The sequence below is a fragment of the Arthrobacter sp. efr-133-TYG-104 genome (assembly GCF_030208915.1).
Classification (GTDB): Bacteria; Actinomycetota; Actinomycetes; order Actinomycetales; family Micrococcaceae; genus Arthrobacter.
This window is the reverse complement of sequence record NZ_JARVTA010000006.1, coordinates 224,264-247,301: the sequence shown is the minus strand read 5'-3', so window position 1 is coordinate 247,301 and position 23,038 is coordinate 224,264. Positions and strand designations below refer to the sequence as shown.

Genomic DNA, 23,038 nt, shown 5'->3' with positions numbered 1-23,038 from the left:
GAGGAACGAATCATCATGGCAGATCTCAGTAAAAGTTCCCAGGGCCGACCGGAGCACGGCCAGCGCCCGACGTCGTACACGCCCGAGCAGCTGGCGGCGATCCGCGGGGCCACCCCCGATACCGGAGAGCAGCGGGGCCCGAGCTCGCAGGCGGGCCTCGGCGCGGTGCGGGGTCCCCGATACAGCGTGCCCTCCTCCCCCGCTCCCGGCCAGCCGGGCTCGAGGTTCAACCCCAACGTGGTCGAGCGGCGGCCGCGCCCGCAGGCTGAGCCGGCACCGGGGATGATCACTTCAGCGGATGTGCCGAAGCCGGAATCGTCCCGGCAGGAGCAGCCCCAGGCGAAGCAGGCCCATGCCGGCGGCACGGTTCAGGGTCCGGTGAAGGTCCCGCTCACCCAGCGGGCCGCCGGGTCGAAGGTCGGACAGGCCGTGCAGTCCGCGGGCCTCCGCGAGGGAGCCAGGCGGCTCGGCACCGAGGCCATGCAGGATGCCGCGGCCCACGCCCAACGTGCCCAGCAGTCTGGTGCATCGACCAGGGGCGTCGCCGCCAGCGCCGCCAGGGGAGCTGCCTTGGGTGCAGCCCGCGGGCTGCACACGGAGCTGGCCGGACATGGCGGACAGAAGGCCCCCCAGGGCTCCGCTGCCGGGGCGGACCTGGTCGGGCGGATGGGCTCGGTTGTCGGCCGTGGTGCTCAGGAGCAGCTGCCGGGCACCTCGCCGCAGGGACGGAAGCCGGTCAGCGAGAGGTACGACTATCAGTTCGAGGGCCAGGGCGGGCCCGAGGGCACCGAGCAGCAGCGCGGGGCCTGAGACAGGCGCGGAGGAGGAGAAGGCTATGGCGACGAACGATCCCAGCCCACTGAGCGGCACGAGCCTGCTGGAGCTGGGCCTGGACGAGATCACGGCCCCGGACGAGGGCAAGGACATGTGGGCGGAGGCCGGGCGCGCACTGGTCGACCGCGTGGGTGCCTCGATGCGTCAGCAGCGGGAGGCGAACGAGCGGGCACGGCGCGACCGGGAGTCCAGCAGGCCGCTGAGCGAGCGGTACGACTACCAGTTCGAGCAGGATGGGGCTTCGTCCCAGGAGGACCGCCAGCAGGGGCTGTGACAGCACCCCTACGGAGTGAATGGCCAGGAGGCCCCCGGATATGAGTCCGGGGGCCTTTCGCTGTCCTATCGCAGTCGAGCCGAATAGTGCCATGATAGACTTTCGACTGATCTATCAGATGAATTCAAGTCTTGGCGAGAGGTCTTCCACGGCATGTTCCATGAAGTGCACCTGAATGAGGGCTATCCGCTCCTGTCGAAGCTGTCGGACCCGCTCAAGAGGGCCGAGCGCGAGATCGTCGGCCGCGAGCACGAGAAGCTCCAGCTGCTGGCCTCGATGAGCAGGCCGGAGCTGTGCAACGCCCTGCTCCTGGCCGAGGCAGGTACGGGTAAGACCGCTCTCGTCCAGGCCACGATGGCCGCTGACGCCGAGCGGCTCTATCTCGAGGTCGATCCGTCCCGGATGATCTCCGAGGCCGGCGACTCGGACCGCATGGCCGCCATGCTCAAGGGCTTCTTCGACGAGGCCGAGCACTTCGTGGCGGACGAGAAGCAGGAGCTGGTCCTGTTCATCGACGAGTTCCACCAGATCATCCAGCTTTCCGATGCTGCGGTTGAGGCGATCAAGCCGGTGCTGGCGGCCTCCGGGGCACGCGGCATCCGAATCATCGCCGCGACGACCTATGACGAGTTCCACAGGCACATTGCGCCGAATCAGCCGCTGGTTGAACGGCTGCAGCGCATCAACTTGACGCCGCCGGACCAGGAGACGACGATCCGGATTCTGCAGGGCATGGCCGAGCACTACGACGTCGCCGACCAGTTCTACGACGATCACATCTACCGGCAGATCTATGAGTACACCGAGCGCTACATGCCGGCGAGCTCGCAGCCGCGCAAGTCGATCCTGGTGCTGGACAGCATGGTTGGCTGGCACCGCCTCACCAAGCGGGCGCTGAACCGCGATCTGCTCTCGGACGTGCTCCAGGAGTCCCTGGGCGTCAACGTTGCCTTCAAGGTCGACGGCGCGAAGATCAAGGAGCAGCTGGACTCGAAGGTGTTCAGCCAGGACCTGGCCACGCGTGCGGTCGCGCGGCGGCTGCAGCTGTCGGTCGCGGACCTGAACGACAAGGGCCGGCCGGAGGCCTCGCTGCTGTTCACGGGGTCGACCGGCGTGGGTAAGACCGAGCTTGCCAAGCAGCTGGCACGGCTGCTCTTTGGTGACGACCAGCGCCACCTGATCCGCTTCGACATGTCCGAGTACGCCCAGGACTCCTCGATGGACCTGTTCCGCTCCGAGCTGACGAAGCGGGTCTGGGACCTCTCGCACGCCGTACTGCTGTTCGACGAGGTCGAAAAGGCCTCGGCGATGGTCACCCGCCTGCTGCTGCAGGTGCTCGACGACGGCCGGCTCTCCGACGACAACAACCGCGAGGTCAGCTTCCTGAACACCTACATCGTCATGACGACGAACGCAGGCTCGGAGATTTACAAGACCATCGCGCAGTACGCGGCCGACGACACGGGCTCGGGCGAGCAGCTGCTGAAGTACGACAAGCTCATCCGCCGCTCGATCACCGAGACCTCGGCGGATAACCGCTTTCCGCCCGAGCTGTTGGGCCGTATCGACGCCATCGTCCCGTTCCAGCCGCTCTCTGAGGACACGCAGCGCAAGATTGTGCGCAACAAGCTGCGCCACATGGTGCAGGAGGTCCTCATCAAGCACAACGTGCGGGTGGACATCGACCAGAGGGTCCTGCAGTACCTCATCGACGACAAGGGCGACACCGACTCCAATGCCGGCGGTGCCCGTGGCGCGGTGGCGAAGATGACCGACGAGGTCACCACCGGAGTGGCGACGTTCATCAACGAGCATCCCTCTGAGCGGCGGATCCGGATCGACGTCGTCGGCGAGTTGGCGAGCGACCACAAGGACATGCTCACCTCCGAAGCGTGCATCGAGGTGAGCGCCGTGCGCTGATCTGCGCCAGCGGCCATTGCGGGCCATTCGGCGTCGTGTCGGATTGCCTATCATTGCACCTATCGACTTATAAGCGATAGGATACTCATAAACCAGGCGAACTGCGTTTCATCATCGAAGGGATCGACACCAATGGGCATTCTGGGCACGGCTGCGGGAAGCCGGAACAAGGATCGGAAGAAGAAGCCTGACGAGCTGCTGTCGTCCGTGGTCAGGGAGACGGCGATCCCCGCAGCAGTCGAACTGCTGCGGTCGAACGCGAAGTTCGTCTTCCCCAGCGGCACGGCGTGGGTCATGCTCGTGCTGGCCGCCGAGTCCATCGGAGGGCTGAGCAAGCGGCACGGCCGCGACGAGGCGAAGGGCTCGCTCATCGAGCTCATTGACTCCGACCAGATCAAGACCGTCGCCACGGCAGAGATGCTGGGCGAAGAGGTCTTCGGCATCATCCCCAACACGGAGACGCTTGCGCGCATGGAGGAGTACTCGCTCCTGGCTGGCGCGGAGTACTCCTGGGCCGTCGTCTGGCAGAAGCCCAGCGGCGAGCTGTTGGTGGACCTGGTAGCCGAGGCCACGTTCAAGCAGGCCCAGGAGGTCGCTTCCGGCACGCTGAGCCTCGAGGAGGCTGTCGGAGCGCAGGCCTGGCGCGAGCACAGCGGCGTCACCACCGACGAGCCCGGGACCCTTCCCGCGTCGGACGCGGACGCTGTTGCTGCCGTGGATACCGCCGACGAGGGTGACCCGATCTTCGACTCGATCCCCGGCGGGGACGAGGGTGCCGGTGACGAGCCGGTCTTCGACGCTGCGGGCGATGAGCCCGTGTTCGACGACGAAGCCGTCGACTTCGGAGACGAGGACGCGGCCCCGGTTGCGGTGGAGCCGGAGCCCGGCTTCGACGGCACGGCCGGCTTCGAGGAGTTCGATGAGGAGTCCGGTCCCGTGACCGCCGACGATACGGCGTACGCCCCGGCTGAGGAGGAAGCCGTCCTGCTGGAGAACCAGGAGCAGGTGCGCGAGGTCATCGCCCGCCGCTTCCTCTCCGAGGACCTGGACCTCGACGTGCGCCTGGACGAGTTCAATGCGACCTTCGCCATCGGCGCGCCGGTCGTGCAGATCGAGGTGCCGCAGGGTGCGACCGAATGGCTCGGCGACCAGGTCGCCCAGCTCAACCGGCAGGCCAACGCCGATCTTGCCCAGCTGCGGTGGGCGCACGAGGACGAACTGCGCACGCTGTACGTGAACCTCATGTCGGCCCACGTCGAGCAGGTCATCCGTGACGTGGCCACCGACCGCGAGGGCTCGCGCTACAAGGCACTCAAGGACGGCACCGAGGCGGCGCACCGCGAGCGGGAGTCCGAGAAGGAACAGCGGATCCGCACCCGCAAGGCCGAGATCGTCCAGGACTACGAGGCCCAGGCGAAGAAGCTCGCCGAGCAGGCCGCCCTCCAGGCGGAGATCCAGTACAAGGAGCGCAACCGCTCCCGCATGGAGCGCGAGCAGGCCGACGCTGTCGCCGAGATCGAGCGGATGCTCGAGAACTCCTACTCGCACGACCGCCAGGAGATCCTGCGCGTGCGCCGCTCCGACGCCGCCCTGAAGATGCAGGTCGGCACTACGCGGATCTTCGAGGTCCTGGCCGAGAAGCAGAAGGCCTACCTCGAGGCCGAGGAGCAGCGTCTGGGGCAGTGGAAGGCCGAGATCCAGCGGATCGTCGACGACAACCGCAAGGCGGACATCGCCCAGGCCGAGGCTCTGGCAGAGCACCAGCGCACTACCGACGAGATCGGCGTCCTGCGCCGCGAGCAGGAGGCGCTGCTGGAGTCGATCCGCAACGAGCACGCCGACCGCATCCGCCGGATGGAGGACGAGCTTGACCGCAACCGCAAGGACGCGATCACCCAGATGCAGGCCCGCGAGACGGAATGGCAGCACAGCCTGTCCCTCGAGAAGGAGAAGACCGACTCGGCCACGCAGCGCAACACGGACCTGCTGCAGCAGATGGAGGTTGTCGAGGACTCGGTCAAGCGCCGTTACGAGGCGCGGCTGGAGGAGATGGCTGCGGACAAGGAGTCCTACGCCAGCGAGCTGGCAAGGGCTTCGGAGATCCAGAGCCGCTACAACAAGATGCTCATCGCCCTGATCGTCGCGCTGCCCGTGCTCGGCGGCCTCGCCGGCTTCATCGGCGGGGCAGCCATGGGCGGCTGATCCGACTCGGAGATCGACGGGGTCTGACGGCGCATGGGGCTCGCACCCCGTGCGCCGTCGGCGTCTTCCGCAATCACAACAGGCGCAGGACACACAGACACACGCGGAAACAGGCAGGGAGAACCATGGCAGGCAGCAAGCGCAGGGCGGCACGGCCCAAGGCCAGCGGCTGGGAGAAGATCTCGGCGCGTCGGCCGGAGGAGACGCTGACGAACCGGGACGTCTATGAAGACCAGCAGCTGGACCGCGGCGAGCGGCTGAGCAAGAAGTCGAACACGTCGGGCCTCGTGCTCGCCGGCGTCGCGGGCCTGCTGGTCGCGATCGTGGCGTGGGTGCTGTACTCGGTCATTGCTACGGCAGTGCTCACGCTCGGGGCGACGATGGGCGGTGGCCTGGGCGGAAACAGCGGCGGAAAGCCGGACTCGTACTACGTGGAGGACACCACGACAGGCCAGGGCGGGGCCCCGATGACGTGTTACCGCGCCGTCAACGAGAAGGGTAACCCCGAGATCGGCTCGAAGTGCTACCCGGATCTCAAGGACGTCCCGGTGCCAGCGTGGTGGACCCACGCAGGCAGCGCCGCCCAGGACGCCCCGAAGGCTGACCAGGGGGCCACGCCCACGGCGACGAACGTCGGCGGGCAGCTGGGGTCCGTCACCGGGTTCAAGCTCTTCCTGACGCTGGGATCGGGCGCGCTGGTCATGATCGTGATCTCCACCTGGACCGGACGCCAGGTCGCCAAGCACAACGCGACGGTCGACCACACGGACATCAACGACCACCGCAACGACCAGCACATCGCGCTGCCGGAGGAGGTCCAGCAGAACTATGACTGGTTCCCGGACGCCGGTGCGCACTCGGGGGTGCAGGTCAGCTCGATGATCAGTCACATGATGCTCAGCAAGAAGGGGCTGGGCACGGTCAAGGTCTCCCGGCGCGCAGAGTCCGACGTGATTGACCAGGACGGCAACATCGTCTACTACAAGGGTGAGGTCATGGACGGCGACGACGGCGAGCCGCTGGTCGAGACCCTGCCGCTGATCGACGAGGAGTTCGGCGAGGCGCTCTTTGACGCCTCGGGCCTGCCCCGGGACAAGCGGCTGCGCCGGAAGTATGACGCAACGGTGATCCCGTACAACCCGCCGACCGAGGAGAGCCGGCGCAAGGCCAAAGAGGCGAAGGACCCTGGGAAGCTCCAGGGCGCGAACCGTGACAAGCTCGGGCCCTACCGTACGGTGTCGGACCTGATCACCGATGACTGGGAGTTCCCGGCGTACGAAGTCCAGCGCCCTGCCGGTGCCTACATCGTCGACACTGCTCCCGTGAACACGATGGTGCTGGCCATCACCAGGGCGGGCAAGGGTCAGACCTACATCGAGCCGATGATCGACATGTGGTCGCGGGAGAAGAAGCCCTCGAACATGGTCATCAACGACCCCAAGGGCGAGCTGCTCGTCAAGAATTACATCCCGCTGGTCACGCGCGGCTTCGAGCCGGTGCAGTTCAACCTGATCAACGCGATGAAGACCGACATCTACAACCCGCTGGGCATGGCCGCCGACGCCGCCCGCGAGGGCGACTCGACCAAGTGCGCGCTCTACATCGAGAACATCGGCGAGGTTTTCTTCCCGCTGGACGGCGGTGAGGACCCGGTCTGGCCGAACGCGGCGAACAACGCCTTCAAACGGGCCGCCTACGGTCTCATCGACTACTACCTCGAGGAGGAGCGTGAGCTGCGCGAGTACGCAGCAGCCACCGGCATGGACCCGGGCACGCTGGAGCAGCGGCTGGACGACATGTGGGGAAAGGTCACGCTGTACAACTGCTACCAGCTCTTCGTGCAGCTGACCTCGAAGAAGTGGAAGAACCCCGCTGCCGAGCTGGAGAAGCGCATCAAGAACGGCGAGTTCGAAGAGGACGAGGACGCCCTGGCCGAGGAGCAGGCCAAGGTCGCCGAGAAGGACTTCCTATGGGAGGGCAAGGCCGAGCAGGACCTGCTCACGCTCTACTTCAACGCCACCCAGGCCCTGCCGCGCAACTCGATGCGCACGCTCGTCGGCAACGCCCACAACGCCCTGGTCGCCATGGCCGGTGCGGAGAAGATGATGTCCTCGGTCTACGGCATCGCGATCACGGGCATGAGCTTCTTCACCGACCCGACGATCTCGACCCTGACCTCGGGCAAGCCGAGCCAGAACACTGACCTGGCGGGCCTGTCCTTCCCGCGGCGGCTGGGCGTGCGGTTCTCGCCGAACTTCATGAAGCGCGACCACCTGCTCGGGCAGATGGCGAGCTGGTCGGCGTACGCGGACCCGATGTTCACCCAGAACCTTGGCAAGGACTTCGAGCACTCGGAGATCGTCGGCCGCGTGGGCTGGGCGCGCTACAACTTCAAGGGAATCTTCCCCGGCGACGAGGCTTGGCTGAAGCTGGAGCTGAAGAACCCGCAGAGCGGCATGCTCGTGCGCACTTTCTACTTCCACTTCCGCAAGAGCTGCCAGCTCTCCCTCAACGGCCGGCACTTCGTGGTCGAGCCGGTCACCGGCAAGAAGATCGTGAAGAACGGCGTGCTGCGCGAGCTGCGACCGGTGCGGGAGGGTGGCACCCGCGACGGGAAGATCCTCTCGTTCCAGCCCGGCGACACGACCTTTCCGAGCCGCAAGCTGGACTTCTCCGGCGGAGGGCACCCTGAGGAGGTCGAGGTCCGGGCGCGCGCGATCACGCAGACGATGGCGCGGTACTCGGAGTCGCCCAAGGCGGTCTTTCTCGTCACTCCCCCGCACCTGATGAAGTACGCCAAGCTGATCCTGATCCTGGTCAAGCAGCTGGTGGACGTCTCGTTTGACCAGTCGTACATGACCAAGTCGAACCAGAAGCCGCTCTACCGCACCCGGTTCATGCTCGACGAGCTCGGCAACCTGCAGTCCGACGGTAATGGCATCGCCGGCTTCGAGACCATGCTCTCCATCGGCCTCGGCCAGGAGCAGCAGTTCACGCTTATCCTGCAGACGCTGCAGCAGCTGCGCGACGTCTACGGCGAGTCGGTCGACAAGATTGTGCAGGGAAACACGAGCAACATCGTCTTCCTCAAGTCGACCGACGACTCGATGATTGAGACGCTGGAGAAGATGAGCGGCAAGACTCACCGTACCCACGCCAGCTCGAAGCAGATCACGCAGAACCTGGACAAGGTGGTCGGCGGGAAGACGGACGGAGCGATTTCGCGCACCTGGTCGACGGAGGAGGAGCCGCTGATCAAGTACAACGATTTCGCCTTCCTCTCGCCGCGCAACTCGATCGTGCTGCGCGCCGGCGACGCGCCGGTCTGGAACCGCAACGAGACGATCCTGCCGATGTCATTCAAGCTGCTCGGCAACACGATCACCCACCCGGGGCACGAGTACTCGCTGCAGACGATCCCCACGCTCAGCTCCGCGATGGAGTTCGACGTGCGCATGAACCAGCCGGACTTCGTCAAGATGCTCGACAAGCGCATGGCCCAGGCGGTCAGGGCGGCCGACGCCAAGACGCTCTACCAGGAGACGTACGACTACAAGGACATCGACATCGAGCGCCTCGACCCGGACGTCTACTCGGACGAGGTCATGGAGGTCATCACGCGGATGGTTTTCACCGACGAGAGTGGCGATCCCAATGCCCCGGTGGTCGTGGACCCGGACGACTACGAGGCCATGATGCTGGGCAACGACGAGGAGTTCCTGGAGGACGTGGAGGTGGCCGCGACCGTGGCTGCCCACCAGGCGACGCAGAAGGACCACAAGCGCCTGGTCTACGCCGAGGGCACGGTCAGCAAGGAGATGCTGATCAATCTCGACGGCTCGGCGAAGGTCAAGGCCCTGGACCTTGAGATTGGTGAGGCGTACAAGACCGCGCTGGTGGAGATGCAGCGGGACCGCGAGCACTTCTCAGTCGGCGGGGACGGCGAGCTGCGCAGCGCCGACGGGTCAAAGACCTACATCAGCCAGGTCCGTTCCGATGCCTACACCGACGCCGCCCGCAGGATCAACGGCCAGATCAGCGACGAGGGCTCGCGCGTGTTCGCCGAGCAGGACGTGACCGAGGAGGATCTGCGGTCGCTGGCCACGGTCAAGGTGCACGCCGCCTTTTACACGTACCTGGCCTCGCTGCCCAGCTGGGAGGTCCTGGCCGACGGGGCTTTCGACCGGGCCATGGCCGTAGAGATGAAGTCCCGGGGGTAGTGCCGGCGGGTCTATTCGCTCCGTGCCGGGACAGTCGATGCAATTCGACTGTCCCGGCATTCGTCTTTTGGCTCGTTTCTGACTCGTCTATCGCCTCCATTCGAATCATAAGGGTATGATCTATACATAGTTATGTCCCCGAGCGTCCACAGGAGGCTGAGTAGCAATGAAGAAGGCACACGGACTGAGGCGGTACTTCTACGAGTACGTCTTCTACAAGGCAGTCGAGCAGGCCCGGGAGCAGAGCGGGGAGATCATTCCGATCTCCCAGGCGAAGGCCATCCGTGCACGGGTCGACCAGATCCTCAGCCAGCGCGGAACCGCCCTGGCTGATCCCGGACTCGGCGTCACCGCGTGTCTGACTGCGATCGACACGGCCTTCTCCGAGCGCGTCCCGGACTACGAGGCGCAGTTCGGCGACCACTCCCCCGCCAACGAGCGCTACCAGACGCTGCAGCGCGAGTTCACCCGTGCCACGGGCGTCGGAGCGGAGATCGACCCGCGTTCGGCGCGGCTGCCGATCAGCCCTTACGACCCGGCCTGGTCCGAGCGCGCGACGGTGAAGCGCGCAGGTACCGAGCTGCTCTACATTCCCGACGAGACGATCGTGAAGAACGCCGGCGGCGAGGTGGAGTCCTTGTCTGAGCCGCGCCGCGGGAACATGACGCTCTGGCGGCTCGACGAGGACGGTAAGCCGTACGAGGCCGGCCGTGCCATGACCAACGACGACGCCGCAGGCCTCACGGCGCTCATGGACAAGATGAGCCGCCAGGAGTACGACCAGGTCCGCGAGTGGGTCATCGACGGCGGACGCGACCCGCAGACCGGCCGCGTTGACCGCAACCGTTTCATGTCCCAGCGGGCGGTGGCGCGCTCGGCGGCGCTGCTCGAGGAGCTGAAGTCCCAGGGCGTGGCCTACGAGGTCCTGCGCGACCGTGAGCCCGGGCAGATCAAGGCCCGGATCTCCGGGACCGGCATGGAGATCCGTCTCACTGACACGCGCCAGGAGGAGTACGCCGGGGCGCGCATCTACGACAACGGAACGGTGCTGCGCTACAGCACCAATCACCGGGTGCCCGGCGGCATGGCCGTGCCCGCCCCGACTTCCGAGGACGCCGTGCGGCTGTTGCGTTTCGCCCAAGGCCTGCCCATCGAACGCCAGGATCTTCCCGGCACGGTGGTCGGCGTCGTCGGCTCCAGCCACCCCGAGCATGGCCGCGGCCGCTCCCTCATCGACGTGCCGGACAGCTATCACGTCGACCGCGAGAGCATGTTCGTCGTCGCGGACTATGTCGTCCCCGGTGAGAGCGCCCCGCGCCCCGGGTCCAAGGTCATGCTGCGCCGGGATGCCAAGAACCACTCCCTGCCGACCTTCTTCGTGGATGCAGAGCCGGCCGAGGCCTACGGTCGCGAGGCCGTGGACACCGCGCGGGAGAACCTGCGCGCCGCCCTGGGCGTCGAGGAGCTGATTCTGCGCGCGGAGTCTGAGCTGCAGCGCACCGGGGGCGCGCTCGACGAGATCGAGCCCCCGGAGTATGCCTCTGACCCCGAGGTCGCGGCGATCCAGCGCTCTTACTGGGACGTACTCACCGGAGCGCGCAGCGAGCTGCTGCGTCCGGGCGCGACCGAGGAGATGTACCAGGAGCGCCTGGAGGAGATCGGCGAGCTGCAGGCCGGTGAGCTTCCGGACCTGGGCAACCTCGTCTATGGTGGCACGGCCGCCGACAAGGTCCGTGCGCACGCTGATGACGTTCCGTTCGAGCTGGTCGGCACCTGGGATGCGGAGCCGCACCTGATCGACGGCGAGTGGCTCGACCAGCGCTTCGACCCCGCCCGCGTCGCCAAGTACATGACCAGCCCGACCGGCCAGTGGTCGAACCTGGACAACCTCGCCTCGGCGCTGCGCCGCTGCGGGGTGCCTCCCACCGAGCTCATGGGTACCAGCTTCCAGGCGACCCGCTTCAAGGACCGGATCGTCTCCTTCCACACGGCCACCGCCGCCCCCATCGCCGAGCATCCCTCGGAGTTCATGCGTCGGATCGGTCAGACCGTCCGGGAGAGCATCGAGCGCAACGCCGCGACGCCGGGTGAGATCCTGGTCGACGCGCAGGGCGTCATCAGCTGGACCGCCGAAAAGCTGCGTCGTGACGGCAAGGCCACGCCGGTCTCCGGTGAGATCGGCCAAGTCTTCGATGTCGGCAGCCATGGGGAGATTGTCACGCGCTTCGCCAGTGGCGAGAACGCGCTGATCGTCCCCGGCTACGAGGCGCGGATCAAGGCCCAGACCCCGGGCGAGGCCCCCAAGTCGGTCGAGGAGCGCACGGTGCTGCGCGGCTACGAACAGCTGATGCACGAGCGCATCCAGTACCAGCTTGCCGGTGACCTCGTCTCCGGCCGCAGCCGGACCGGCGAGCCGGCCTCGCTGAACGCGGTGTACTCGCAGCTCTACGGCACCAAGCACCCGGTTGACTTCATCGAACGGGCCACGACGTATGAGGTCGACCCCGCCACCGGCAAGGCCACCGCACGACTGGACGAGTGGACGGCCTCGATCCTCGAGACCGAGGCCAAGCGCGTGCGCTACTCCAACGAGATCAAGCAGGGCTCGACGATCTACGCCGAGTACCGCGCCGAACGCGATCGCACCGACCCGGCCGACGACAACGTCTTCGACGCCTGGCGGCTCACCGGTGGACGGAACATGACGGTGCTCACGGGAACCGACCGTAACCATGTGACGGCTCCCGGCGGCTTCTTCGATCCGGTGATGACCGGCGGCGCGACCAACCAGGGCATCGTGCGCTACCTCACCGAGGACGCCGCCGTGCGCCCCGACGGCACGATTGAGCCGGGTGACCCGGAGACCGTGACCGGCTCCCGCGCCCCGCTGATGAGCCGGCCGGAGCTGGAGACGCTGCGCTATGACCCGTTCGACCGCCAGCAGATGACGGCCTCGACGATCATGCAGTCTTCCGAGGTGACGAAGCCGACCGGCACCGCTCTGATGACCTTCGGCGGCTGGACGGCCGACGACCCGATCGTGGTGTCGACGGAGTTCTCCGAGCGGCATCGCATCCGCGGGGCCGGTGGCCAGCTGCGCGACCTCGTCGTGGGCGACAAGATCAGCGATCTGCACGGCAACAAGGGTGTCGTCTCTCTGGTGGTCGACCGCCACATGGACCCGGACGAGGCGCGTGCCCAGGGCCTGGAGCAGGAGGTGGCCTGGTTCAGGGAGAACCCGGGCATCGACGTGGTGATGAGCCCGTTCTCGCTGATCTCCCGCCGCAACGCCGGATCGGCGCGCGAGCTGATGGGTGGTGCCGTGGGCGACATCCGCCGCCCGGCCGTCCAGGGCCCCGATGCCGGGCCGGTCGACGGAGGGTTGGGCGAGATGCGGTTCGTGGTCACCCACATGGCTGTCGACGAGAAGACCAAGATCTACGACGACGAACAGGTGCGCGCCGGCAAGGGGCGCAAGGCCTCCTCGCAGCTGGCCTGGGCGCTGCAGTCCCAGGACTGCCCGGCGATCATGCGCGAGTTCTACGGCCACAACTCCGGTGCCGAGTCGAACCTGCGCGAGTATCTGCTGGTGGCGGGACTGGACATGGAGGCCGACGGCACCCTGCGTGTCGTGGGCCAGGCCGAGAGTGTCGACGAGCGGCCCGAGCGCCGTCTGATCCCGATGCCGGAGCTGATGCGCACGCAGCCGCGCAGCGAAGGCGCGACGCCGGGGCTGAACACCACGGCCATGCGCAAGTCCTTCGGCGACCTGATCGGCGATCGTGGCGGCGACATGGAAATCCCCTTTCCGCTGACCTACCCGACGAGTCAGCTGACCGAGACGGTCAGCGCGACTTCGTGGAAGCTGCCGGTGCTCTCTTCGCACCTGCGCAGCGGCCAGGAGTTCGACGACGGCACGTCCGTCACGCATGACTACACGCGCAGCTATCAGGACGTCTTCGTCGAAGCCTGCCGCTACCGGTACATGGCCGAGCAGCTGGACGACCACGGCCTGTCGCCGGACAAGCGCGCCGAGGTGCGCCGGGGCATGAGCGAGTCTGTCTCGCGGGCCCAGCGTGCCTTCGAGGCGATCACCACGGACGTGCAGAACCGCGTGCTGACCGGCAAGAACAACATCTTCAAGACCGGGCTGATGAGCTCGCGCCTGTCGGACTCGGCCACGATGGTCTGGACCGCCGACCCTCGGCTGGACATCGATCAGATCGCTCTGAGCTCGGTCAAGGCCGAGCAGCTGGGCCTGGCCGAAGGCGATCACGCGCTGGTCTGGCGCGACCCGGTCCTGCGCGACGCCGGCGTGCGCTACATGCGCGTGGCGATCGACGACCGGCTCACCGGCGCGGCGATCAACCCGGTGATGGACCAGTGCTTCGACGGCGACTTCGACGGTGACGCGGTCGCCGTCGTGAGGCTGCACAGCGAGGCCGCCAAGGCCGAGGCGATGGCCAGGCTCTCGGTCGGAGCGAACCTCCTGGACACCGGCGTGGTGAAGGCCGACGGCTCGCACCCGCTGGCCATGCAGGTCTCGCTGGACACCCAGGTGGCGCTGTCCAAGAGCCCGGAGCTGGCGGAGAGCCTTGAGAGTGTCGTCAAGGAGGCGAACCGCCTGCGGTTCGTCAGCGATCCGCACGAGGTTGCCGCCGGCCACGAGGTCCTCGTCGAGGAGCTCAGCGATCTCTATCGCTCGGCACAGCGCGGCGAGTTCGGCTCGGCGCTGACCTTCAGCAGCCGCGAGGCGCACTTGCAGAGCGTGCGCGAAGTCTGCGTCGAGACCGGGGCCAAGGGTAGCGAGAAGAAGCTCGGGGACTACGCCCGCAACCTCGGCGACGAGCAGGGCACGCCGGGCATCACGCAGGAGGACCAGGAGGCCTCGATGTTCGCCACGGCGATCAAGGCCCACGGCACGGGACTGGGTGGCTCGTTCTCCCAGCGTGCGGTGCGCGCCCTGCGTGGCGCTGACCTGAAGGCGGTGCTTGAGGTGACCTATCCGGTGACCCAGTCGATCCTGCAGGCCAAGCACGACGCTGCGGAGGCACGGCACAAGTACGAGATGCTGCAGGGTCCCGGGCGCGATCTGTGGCGCGGCCGCAAGCTCGAGCACACCGGCCCCGGCCAGTGGCGTCCCGAGTTCGCCGACGGCGAGGCTGTCCAGGCCACGGCCGAGGAGTGGGAGGCCCAGTTCGTCGAGTTCTACGAGGCCAAGGACGGGTTCAACGTTTCGGTCAACCCGGACTGCGTCGCCCGTGTCGCCCGCGCGCTGGAGGACCCGAAGTCGGGCCTGGTGCGCAACCTCGAGGAGGACCCGTCCCTGGCGGGCACGGTGATGGACCGTATGGCCTACGGCGGCGACTTCGAGGCGCTGGTGCAGGCTGCGAAGAATCGCGAGAGCGTCTTCGACGGCGAGAAGAACGAGCAGTTCGCCTCAGCGGGCACCCGCCGTGCCCGGGCCGCGGCGGCGCGCGAGCTCGACGCGTTCGCGGCGCACGGCCTCGACGGGCTGGACGGCCTGGAGTCCGCGGAGGCCGCGGTGGATGCCGCGGTCCTCAAGCGTGACGTGCTCGCGCAGACCGGGGACGGGGCCGCCAGGGCGCGCGGTGCCAGCCGGCGCTCGGCACACGCCGTCGGCGTGGGCGGCCGTCGCCCGGCCTGGACGCCGAGCTACGAGACCGGGCAGCAGCAGAGTGACGACGACTATGGACTGGGAGGCTGACATGACACAGGACACGGAGCAGGAAATGGGTCCGGGCGGCAGGGGCCGGGGGCGCAAGGCACTGCCTGTCGACCCGTTGGGCGACGTCCATGCCGTGTACGGGATGGACGGCGGGGAGGAGGACATCATCGACGCGGAGATTGTCGACGAGCCGGAGACGCAGGCCGGACACGACACCTCACGCGGGCAGCGCGAGCGGCTGCGCGACCGTGCCCGCGGCTTCTTCGGGGCCACGACGCGGGAGCGGACCGAGGAGCGGGAGCGCCAGCGTGCACGCGACCAGAAGCGCGCTGCGGCCGACGATGACGGCCTCGACGACCGGGAGCGGCTGCTGAAGCTTCGGGCGGAGACGCGGCTGGCGGGCGAGGCGTACATGCAGACGCTGCGCGATTCGAAGCTGCTCGTGCCCGGCTTCAACGACGGGGAGCGCACGAAGGAGTTCGACGCGATGCACGCGGTCTACATGCAGATGATGATGCAGGGCTGCCTGCGTCCGCTCACCCGCGGCGTGAACCCGAACTCGGTCATCCAGGCCGCCGGCATGATGATGGCAATGCGGATGCTCGCTCCTGACTTCAGGAAGGAGATGGACTCCTACCTGCAGCCGTTCAAGGACAAGGTCCAGGACCGGATCGACGCGAAGACCCGGCACATCGGCGAGAGGGCCGAGCGCCAGGCGGCCCTGGTCGGAGATCTGTTCGGGGGCGCGCCGGAGGCGCAGGAGGCCGCCGGCGACGACGGCGGGAAGCAGTCCGGGAAGTCGGGCGGGCGGTGGGGCACCAGCAGGGACGACTTCCTTTCCCGACGCTGGCGTACCCGCCTGGAGGACCTGGAGCGCCGCGAGCGGGGCAACCGTGAGTTGTTTACTCCCGAGTCGGCGGCCATGACCGAGGTCGCACTCATGGAGAACGCCTTCTGGAAGATGCGTGACCTCGAGCAGGACGCGAAGCAGATCAACGCCAGCTACAAGGCCCTGCGCAAGCGCCTGCGCCAGCAGATGGAGGACGACGGGCTCGACCGTGCCGAGGTGGTCAAGCGCGCCCGGACGATCATCGGCGAGCGGATGGAGTCCGAGCCGGAGCTGCGCCTGATGTTCAACGGCGTCGCGCACGGCCGCATCGTCAAGGCCCCGCCGCACGAGGCCCGCCTCGCGGGCACCGACAGGGTACGAGAGGTCTGGACCGGGGAGTTCGACGACCACCTGGGCCGGCGGATCCCCGACGAGGGCATGTTCACGCTGCGCCTGCCGATGGAGCCGGACGAGCACCAGGTGCAGCTGGCGGAAACCATGAAGGCGGCGATGCTGGACGGCGTCCAGCGTGGCGACGGACAGGCCCTCGGCGGCAGTGTCATGGGCTACATGATCGGTTTCGCGGCCAAGAAGCAGGGCCTGGACACCCGCGGGCTGCCCGAGGACCTCCAGCAGCGCCTCGACCAGTCCGAGAGCATGCTCGCAAGCATGGAGATCGATGGCCTCTCGGACGAGGAGCAGCAGCGTGTCTACTCGAACGCCTACGTGGACGCCATCGAGGAGCTGAACAAGGAGGACCCGGATTTTGAGCACGAGCTCAAGCTGGCCCTCGGCGAGGACTGGCAGGACACGATGCGGGCCGCGGTCGACGATCCCGCTACTTTCCTGGCGGCGCAGCGCACGCGGCCCCAGCCCTTCCGACAGGGGCCCGGCCCCTCGGCCCGGCCGGGGCCGGAGGGCCAGTGGAGCCGCGACCGCGGAGCCGAGGACTACCAGCCGGCATAGTCCGGAAACGAACGAGAAGGAGACAGGACCATGAGCGACGACCAGCAGGTAGAGCAGCAGGAGCGGTACGGTTCCCGGCTCGCCCAGATGTTCGGGTACGTCACGCCCGAGGACCGCGGTCGCTGGGAGCAGCAGCGTGCGCAGAACAAGAAGAACGTCAACGCAACCAAGCAGGGTGCGAAGTCCTCCGTGAGCTCGATGATGGAGTTCGGCGACAAGAACATCAACGCCAAGCTCAACGCGGCCCACCGGATCGCCGACCAGCAGCGGTTCGACGAGTCCCACGACAAGATCGTCAGCACACGGCGCGATCCGAAGACTCGGTCGATTATTGAGTCAGTTGACTACGAGTACAAGGACGACCGCCAGTCCATTGATCCGGATTTCGAGCTTTAGTTTGAATGGATACCGACAGGTCTGTGGATCGCTTTTCGACAGGCCTGTCGGATAAACTGGTTTTCAAGCAGTAAGCGGACGACGAGGGATGATAGGACAAAGGTGTGGGCATGAAGACGACGGTTCATCCGCGGATCAGCAAGCGTGGATTCATCTCGAAGGTGGCCGGCCGCAGCGGACAGCCGATAAGGGTGGTGAGTGAGGTGTACGAGTCGCTCATCGCGGAGCTCACCGACGCCGTGCGCCGTGGAGACACCGTCGTGCTCACCGGCTTTGGCCGCTTCGCCCGGCAGACGCACAAAGGCCACAAGGTCCGGTTCGGCAAGAAGGACGTGGATGACTACTCGGTGCTGAAGTTCTCCGCGTCACGCAGCATCAATCGACGGCTCGATCCGGACGCTGACCTGGGTGGCCCGGAGACCTTGCGGCTGATCGACGAGTTTGACGAGGCTGAGGAGGTCCTTGCCCGGGTGGCGGGATAGACGACGGACAGCTGCTGACAGAAAAAAAGAAGAACCCCGGCGATGCGGAAGCATCACCGGGGTTCTTGTGTCCGTAAGGGGCTGCAGGTGCCAGGACCGGTCCCTGTGCACGGCGCATCGTCAGGGGTCGCTTATGATCGCTCGGTGATCTCGTCTGAATTCCTTACCTGTACCTCCCATGTGCCATTGCTCCAGTCAGTGGTGCAATGCGATCCATTTGGCGTGATTGTCAGGTCGGCGGAACAGGACTGGGACCCGAGCACTTTGTTGTCCGCCCTCAGCCAGGCGTCGGCCGTTCTGGTCGCCATCATTGGAGGTTTCCTTGTCAGCAGGCTTGTTGCGATCTCCAGCGAACGCGAGGGCATCAGGAGGCTGGTGGAGGCAGCAGCTGGACGCATTGGGCACATTGAGGCGGACCTGAAAGAGGCCCATCGGACCCGATTGGACAGGGCGGAACGCTACTTCTACGAAGTGGCAGTGGAAAAACTGCTTGAAAATCCGTCCTTGGACTTGGATGCCCTGATTCAAGAGCGTGTCGCACGGGGAACGGCAGAAGAAGAGCTCAAACCGTACGCGGTTGCACTCCGGCAACGGGTGCAAAATGCAGTGCAGGCCATCAATTTGAAGCTCAGAAAAGGCGATACCAGGAATCTTGACCTTGAAGATCTCGTCGAGCGCGGTCTGGAAATCCCGGACGCCCACCAGGATCTTTATGAACAGGCATTCAAGCGCCGGCGCGCCTTCCTGCCAAAACCTCCCGCACTATCGATTCTTGGATCCACAGATCTCTTCGACTACTCAAATCTGGCAGCGGCGTTGAGACCGGACTGGGCGATCGCAGCGGACGTGCGACGACAGGATGAGGAAATCCGCGCTGAGGCTGATCTGAAGACGCAGCTGCGGGCTGCTGTTGCCGAGCGGGACCGCTTGAATGAAGAGCTGGCCCGCGTCGGCAAGCCAGAGGGAGTGGCTGCGGCCATGTGGATGCTGGGCCTCCTCTCGCTGGGAATCCTCGTACCTTTGGTCATGATGGCCTTTGAGCCCAAGGGCCTGGACGTCGTGTCCAAGATTCTGCTGCTTGTCAGCTTTGTCATCGGACTGGTGGCGATTCTTTGGTATGTGGGTTGGTTCTGGCTGAAGATCGGCAGTGACAAAACACAAGCTACGCCAGGAAGGTCCTCGGAAGCCCCGCCCCGGTAAAGGCCAGTAGTCACGCAATCTTGATGGCCGCCTTTTGCCGACGTTTTGCCGTTGCATTGCGAACCTCGGCGGCAATGCTCCAGGCAGCCGTTTCCGCAGTTCCGTTGGCCGGATGCACGAGAACACCGTGTGGGCCCGTGAGGCTTTCACCTGTACGGGTGCTGGCGTGCACGCAGTACCTGCGCTGGTTGTGCACGGTGTAGGTGACTTCCAACTCCAGTTCGACATCCCAGATGTGCTGCTGGTCCCGCAGAGCTTTCCTTGTCGCCGCCAGGAACATCAGGGCCGCGGCATCTTCAATCTGCTGTGAGGTGGGTTCCTTGTAGCGCCGGCCACCGGCAGTCCCGGCAGACCCAGCGGGGTTTGTAACAGCTTCAGTGGACATGACGACTCCTGTTTCGAATGTGGTTGGTTTCCCTGATCGAAGAAGGACCCGGTCACAGCTTTGCTGTGACGCTTCCCGGTGCTTGGTGCTGTATCCAGCCGGGAGGAAGCCTTGTTTCCACCCCTGCTTCGCTGGGCTTACGCTGTGCCCACGATGTTCGAAGGTTTGCCGGCCGCCCTGCATCCTCCTGTTGCCCTTGCTTTGGCCAAGGCCGTGGAGTCGATACCACGCGGTGACGCACTGTCCGGCGGCTCAGTCTTTGAGATGAAGTTCGACGGTTTCCGGGCAGTGTGTCTGGTCGGTTCGGATGGGGCGTGGCTCTACAGCAGACAGGGCAAGGATCTGAGCAGGTACTTTCCGGACGTGTTGGCTTCCGTGCGTGAGCAGATCCCTCCGGGCTGTGTTGTCGATGGCGAAGTTGTGGTGTGGTCCGAAGGGCGGCTGGATTTCGATGCGCTGCAGATGCGCCTGGTGAGCTCAAAGGCGGCTCTTGCGGAGCTCGTGATGAAAAGCCCTGCCTCGCTGATCGCCTTCGACGTCCTGGCAGTGGCGGGGCAGGATACCCGCGGGCTTCAATTCCGGGACCGCCGGGCTCTGCTCGAGGAGCTGGCGCGCGGGTGGGTTCCGCCACTGCATCTGTCACCGGCGACCAGCGACCGGGCCCTGGCGGCCACGTGGTTCAGTGACATGACCGCCACGGGCGTGGAAGGAATTGTGATCAAGGGTGAAGGGCAGACGTACGAGCCCCGGCGAATTTGGCTGAAGGTCAAGAGCAGAAGCGCCCTTGATGTGGTTCTTGCGGCGGTCATAGGTCCCATGGCGCACCCGCGGGCAGCGGTGGTGGGTTTGCCGGTACACGGACGGCTGCGGATTGTCGGCCGGTCCACGTCCTTGACGGCTCGTGCGGGAAGGGATCTGGCCATATATCTTCATCCTCCCCGGGGAAGGCATCCATGGCCGGAGGAAATCAGCGAACGGGTGCTGGACCGCTTCACCAAGGAGGGCGGCACCACTCGCTTGACTTTGGTGGAGCCGTTGGTGGTTGAAGTCTCGGCCGACATAGCCTGGTCGGGTCAGGCATTCCGGCATTCAGTCCGCCTCATACGGGTCAGGCCTGAGTTGTCGCCGACGGAAGTATCCCTCCCGGAAGGCTTCCAGCGTGCCTGGCGATAAAGAATGTAGCCATGTGAAGAATGGAGTCATGCGACGAGAAGATGAACCTGAAGAGTTCGAGATTGCCGACTCGTATTTTCAGGAGCTGAGGACCTGGCTGGGCTTCCGGGATTCCCACGAGGCGTGGATCCCGGAAGCCGGAAGCCGTCTGGCGCAGGACGATGGGCTCATCAAACCCCACCAGGCGTCGCACAACATCGCCAATGCGGTAGTCAGCGCGATCGATCATTTGCACGCGCTGGACAGCATCATGCTTGGTGCCGGAGCATCACATACTCTTGCCCCGTTCTCGCTGGTCAGGGCAGCCATTGAGTGCGCCGCACAGGCCGCCTGGATTTCAGCGCCAGAAGAACAGGCGACCAGGATAGTTCGTTCGCTGTCTCTGTCGCTGAAGGTAGCCAAAGACCGCGAGACTGCGTACAGCGAACTGGCACGTCGCCATCCGAATCTTCAGGGAACGCTTCCGGACTTCGACAGCGACAAGGCGCAACTGCAGGCTATTCTCGATGCCTCCGGGGCCGCTGGAAAGTTGATTCTCCCCAGCAGCACGCACATACTCACGCAGGTCCGCGACCTGGTGCCCAGGACGTCCGCCTTGTCCGTATGGCAGCTGTGCTCGGGTTTTGCCCACGGCAGGCGCTGGGCCGCGGATGCCGTGCTGAAGCCGGCGCAGTCAACTTCTCTGCCGGATGATGTCATCGCCAAGGAAAACCGGCCGACCATGAGGCTGCTTGTCTGGGCCCTTACCCCGGCTATGGATTTGATCCGGTACAGCCTCGAGCGGCATTCCGAGCTATCGCGGGCCTAAGCACCCAATTTGTGCCCGCTGAAGCAAGAATCGGCAGCCGGAGCGGGTTCCGCGAAAGATGCCGCGCGACTCAGTTATCCGCGATGGCGAAGATCACGATAATGATGATGATCGGGATGAGCAGCACGCCCGCGCCGGCGGTGAGGTGCTCCCAGCTGAACGGCGAGTTGAGGAAGGCGATGAAGCCATCCCACAGGCTACGGACGGAGCCTACGGCCCAGGCGAAGAAGCCGGTAGCCCAGCCGATGACGGCGGTGACCGAGACTCCACTTAGTGCGCACAGCCCCACGATCGTTCTGGTGTTCTTGAGCATGGCCAGTCCCCTCATTTCCGGTCCTCGAACAGCAGGTAGTAGAGCCCAATGTGCGGGGTGACGAGCACGGCGAAGGCCAGCCAGGCCCGCTTCGGGTCCTCGATCACCCATGTGATCCCGTCTTTGACGGGTTCGGCGTAAGCGATCACCGGCGCAAGAACATCGGTGCGGAAGACCACATGGAAGATGCCGTAGGCCATTCCCAGGGCGATCGCCAGGGCAAGGCTCCGGCGGATTGTCAGCTGCGCCCGCGGGCTCATCCCCCGGCGTGGTTCCTCGACGGCCGGAGCCCAGGCCTGGTGGTCCGTGTCGCAGTCGTGCATCACTTAATCCCGTTTCCATCGAATCATCATTCATGCCCATTCTATGAGAAAGGCTGAATGACGAACAGAAACGAGGCGCAATGGTCAGTCGAACTCGAGGTCTGCACCGACGGGTGCGGGTATGTCGAGCCCCCTGCCCGCCTGCGGGGCAGGGTTCTTCGCCGCGGATGCGCGGCGCTGGGCGGCGAGCTGGTCGAGGGTGACCCCGACGGGCCGCCCGAGGCGCTGGCCGGCTGTCCGGTAGACCTCACTGTCGCGGCGTGCGCCGATGGCGACGATCTCGCGCCGGGTGATGCCGCCGGGCGGCTCGGGCCTGATGTCGCGTGAGACGATGCGCAGCGGCGGCTTCTCATGGGGATCCGCACCGACGTAGGTTGTGTCGCAGTCGGAGAGGTCGGCAAAGCGGGAGTCGTAGTCCAGCGGCTTAGTCGGGTGGCGGCGGCCGTTGAGCCGGTGGAGCATGACGATGGTGGCCTCAAGGAGCGCCTCATCCCGGCTGTGCGGATTCTTCAGGGCGCGCTGGTTGAACCGTTCGATGTCCTGGCGGGCCCCGGGGCTGAGATGGACCTTGATCCGCAGCCCCTCAGTCATCGTCGAGCACCTTGCGGATCATTGACCGGGCCGGCTCGCCCAGCTCATCGCCGAGCTCATCGAGGGTCAGGCCGGGCTCCTCGGAGGCGTCGGAGGCACGGATGCGGCGGGAGAGCTCGGCCTGGAACGCAGCCTCGTCGGCGTGGACCCGCCGGAGCAGGTCGACGAAGTCGGCGAACGGGATTACGGCGGCCTCGGGGACGTTCCCGTCACCGAAGATCAGGGGTTCGGCATCCCCGGCGCGGAAGCGCTCGAGCAGGGTGCCCAGGTCGGCGGCGGTAATCTTCTGGGTCGGGGCGACGTTCACGGAGAACTTCGGCAGGGAGCCCTCGCGCGGGGCCTGGGGGGTCTTGTCGTCAGTCATGGTTCCAGTCTATTCGTGGTCGAATGGGATGCCAGTGCCTCATATCCCACCATTCCTGATGGACACTGA

General features: G+C 66.0%; 17 protein-coding genes. 12 read left to right on the top strand and 5 right to left on the bottom strand.

The window, feature by feature from the left end:
* Positions 1-15 precede the first annotated feature (15 nt).
* The 10 genes from QRN04_RS06895 to QRN04_RS06850 all read left to right on the top strand — a co-directional run bounded on the left by QRN04_RS06895 (position 16) and on the right by QRN04_RS06850 (position 19,012).
* A complete protein-coding gene (locus QRN04_RS06895; RefSeq protein ID WP_133830700.1) occupies positions 16-810 on the top strand; it encodes a hypothetical protein in 795 nt (264 codons plus the stop codon).
* A 25-nt stretch (positions 811-835) separates the two neighbouring features.
* Positions 836-1,108 carry a hypothetical protein gene (locus tag QRN04_RS06890; RefSeq protein WP_071416490.1) on the top strand — a complete coding sequence of 91 codons (273 nt, stop codon included), beginning with the start codon at positions 836-838 and terminating at the stop codon, positions 1,106-1,108.
* 165 nt (positions 1,109-1,273) lie between these two features.
* Positions 1,274-3,028: an AAA family ATPase gene (locus tag QRN04_RS06885; RefSeq protein ID WP_284975289.1), complete on the top strand. Its 1,755-nt coding sequence runs from the start codon at positions 1,274-1,276 to the stop codon at positions 3,026-3,028.
* Positions 3,029-3,160: 132 nt separating this feature from the next.
* Positions 3,161-5,230 (top strand): coiled-coil domain-containing protein, encoded by a 2,070-nt coding sequence (locus QRN04_RS06880; protein WP_284975288.1) that lies wholly within the window; start codon positions 3,161-3,163, stop codon positions 5,228-5,230.
* A 125-nt stretch (positions 5,231-5,355) separates the two neighbouring features.
* Positions 5,356-9,450 carry a type IV secretory system conjugative DNA transfer family protein gene (locus tag QRN04_RS06875; RefSeq protein ID WP_133830703.1) on the top strand — a complete coding sequence of 1,365 codons (4,095 nt, stop codon included), beginning with the start codon at positions 5,356-5,358 and terminating at the stop codon, positions 9,448-9,450.
* Between the two features lie 166 nt (positions 9,451-9,616).
* On the top strand, positions 9,617-15,178 hold the full coding sequence (locus tag QRN04_RS06870) for a hypothetical protein (protein ID WP_284975287.1): 5,562 nt from the start codon (positions 9,617-9,619) through the stop codon (positions 15,176-15,178).
* Between the two features lies 1 nt (position 15,179).
* Positions 15,180-16,934 carry a hypothetical protein gene (locus QRN04_RS06865; RefSeq protein WP_133830705.1) on the top strand — a complete coding sequence of 585 codons (1,755 nt, stop codon included), beginning with the start codon at positions 15,180-15,182 and terminating at the stop codon, positions 16,932-16,934.
* 30 nt (positions 16,935-16,964) lie between these two features.
* Entirely contained in the window at positions 16,965-17,330 is a 366-nt protein-coding gene (locus QRN04_RS06860; protein ID WP_166185560.1) for a hypothetical protein, read from the top strand.
* Positions 17,331-17,440: 110 nt separating this feature from the next.
* Complete coding sequence (locus tag QRN04_RS06855) at positions 17,441-17,812, top strand: HU family DNA-binding protein (RefSeq protein ID WP_133830707.1); 372 nt, start codon at positions 17,441-17,443, stop codon at positions 17,810-17,812.
* A 144-nt stretch (positions 17,813-17,956) separates the two neighbouring features.
* Entirely contained in the window at positions 17,957-19,012 is a 1,056-nt protein-coding gene (locus tag QRN04_RS06850) for a hypothetical protein (protein ID WP_133830708.1), read from the top strand.
* A gap of 10 nt (positions 19,013-19,022) precedes the next feature.
* On the opposite strand, the gene QRN04_RS06845 is transcribed toward QRN04_RS06850, so the two are convergent.
* On the bottom strand, positions 19,023-19,397 hold the full coding sequence (locus tag QRN04_RS06845; protein ID WP_133830709.1) for a hypothetical protein: 375 nt from the start codon (positions 19,395-19,397) through the stop codon (positions 19,023-19,025).
* A 111-nt stretch (positions 19,398-19,508) separates the two neighbouring features.
* Between QRN04_RS06845 and QRN04_RS06840 the strand changes: the two genes are divergently transcribed.
* Positions 19,509-20,570 carry an ATP-dependent DNA ligase gene (locus tag QRN04_RS06840; protein WP_284975286.1) on the top strand — a complete coding sequence of 354 codons (1,062 nt, stop codon included), beginning with the start codon at positions 19,509-19,511 and terminating at the stop codon, positions 20,568-20,570.
* Entirely contained in the window at positions 20,557-21,378 is an 822-nt protein-coding gene (locus QRN04_RS06835) for a hypothetical protein (protein ID WP_284975285.1), read from the top strand. The genes QRN04_RS06840 and QRN04_RS06835 overlap by 14 nt, the downstream gene beginning before the upstream one ends.
* Positions 21,379-21,448: 70 nt before the next feature.
* Here QRN04_RS06835 and QRN04_RS06830 read toward each other — a convergent pair whose 3' ends face one another.
* The 4 genes from QRN04_RS06830 to QRN04_RS06815 form a co-directional block, all read right to left on the bottom strand.
* Positions 21,449-21,706, bottom strand: a complete 258-nt coding sequence (locus tag QRN04_RS06830; RefSeq protein WP_133830727.1) for a hypothetical protein — start codon at positions 21,704-21,706, stop codon at positions 21,449-21,451.
* Positions 21,703-22,017, bottom strand: a complete 315-nt coding sequence (locus tag QRN04_RS06825) for a hypothetical protein (protein WP_133830728.1) — start codon at positions 22,015-22,017, stop codon at positions 21,703-21,705. The genes QRN04_RS06830 and QRN04_RS06825 overlap by 4 nt, the downstream gene beginning before the upstream one ends.
* 81 nt (positions 22,018-22,098) lie before the next feature.
* Positions 22,099-22,605 carry a hypothetical protein gene (locus QRN04_RS06820; RefSeq protein WP_133830729.1) on the bottom strand — a complete coding sequence of 169 codons (507 nt, stop codon included), beginning with the start codon at positions 22,603-22,605 and terminating at the stop codon, positions 22,099-22,101.
* Entirely contained in the window at positions 22,598-22,969 is a 372-nt protein-coding gene (locus tag QRN04_RS06815; RefSeq protein WP_133830730.1) for a hypothetical protein, read from the bottom strand. Before QRN04_RS06815 ends, QRN04_RS06820 begins: the two co-directional genes overlap by 8 nt.
* Positions 22,970-23,038 lie beyond the last annotated feature (69 nt).

Coding starts and splice junctions, on each gene's coding strand:
- QRN04_RS06895 (WP_133830700.1), top strand. CDS start 16: ATGGCAGATCTCAGTAAAAGTTCCCAGGGCCGACCGGAGCACGGCCAG.
- QRN04_RS06890 (WP_071416490.1), top strand. CDS start 836: ATGGCGACGAACGATCCCAGCCCACTGAGCGGCACGAGCCTGCTGGAG.
- QRN04_RS06880 (WP_284975288.1), top strand. CDS start 3,161: ATGGGCATTCTGGGCACGGCTGCGGGAAGCCGGAACAAGGATCGGAAG.
- QRN04_RS06875 (WP_133830703.1), top strand. CDS start 5,356: ATGGCAGGCAGCAAGCGCAGGGCGGCACGGCCCAAGGCCAGCGGCTGG.
- QRN04_RS06870 (WP_284975287.1), top strand. CDS start 9,617: ATGAAGAAGGCACACGGACTGAGGCGGTACTTCTACGAGTACGTCTTC.
- QRN04_RS06865 (WP_133830705.1), top strand. CDS start 15,180: ATGACACAGGACACGGAGCAGGAAATGGGTCCGGGCGGCAGGGGCCGG.
- QRN04_RS06860 (WP_166185560.1), top strand. CDS start 16,965: ATGAGCGACGACCAGCAGGTAGAGCAGCAGGAGCGGTACGGTTCCCGG.
- QRN04_RS06855 (WP_133830707.1), top strand. CDS start 17,441: ATGAAGACGACGGTTCATCCGCGGATCAGCAAGCGTGGATTCATCTCG.
- QRN04_RS06845 (WP_133830709.1), bottom strand. CDS start 19,397: ATGTCCACTGAAGCTGTTACAAACCCCGCTGGGTCTGCCGGGACTGCC.
- QRN04_RS06830 (WP_133830727.1), bottom strand. CDS start 21,706: ATGAGGGGACTGGCCATGCTCAAGAACACCAGAACGATCGTGGGGCTG.
- QRN04_RS06820 (WP_133830729.1), bottom strand. CDS start 22,605: ATGACTGAGGGGCTGCGGATCAAGGTCCATCTCAGCCCCGGGGCCCGC.
- QRN04_RS06815 (WP_133830730.1), bottom strand. CDS start 22,969: ATGACTGACGACAAGACCCCCCAGGCCCCGCGCGAGGGCTCCCTGCCG.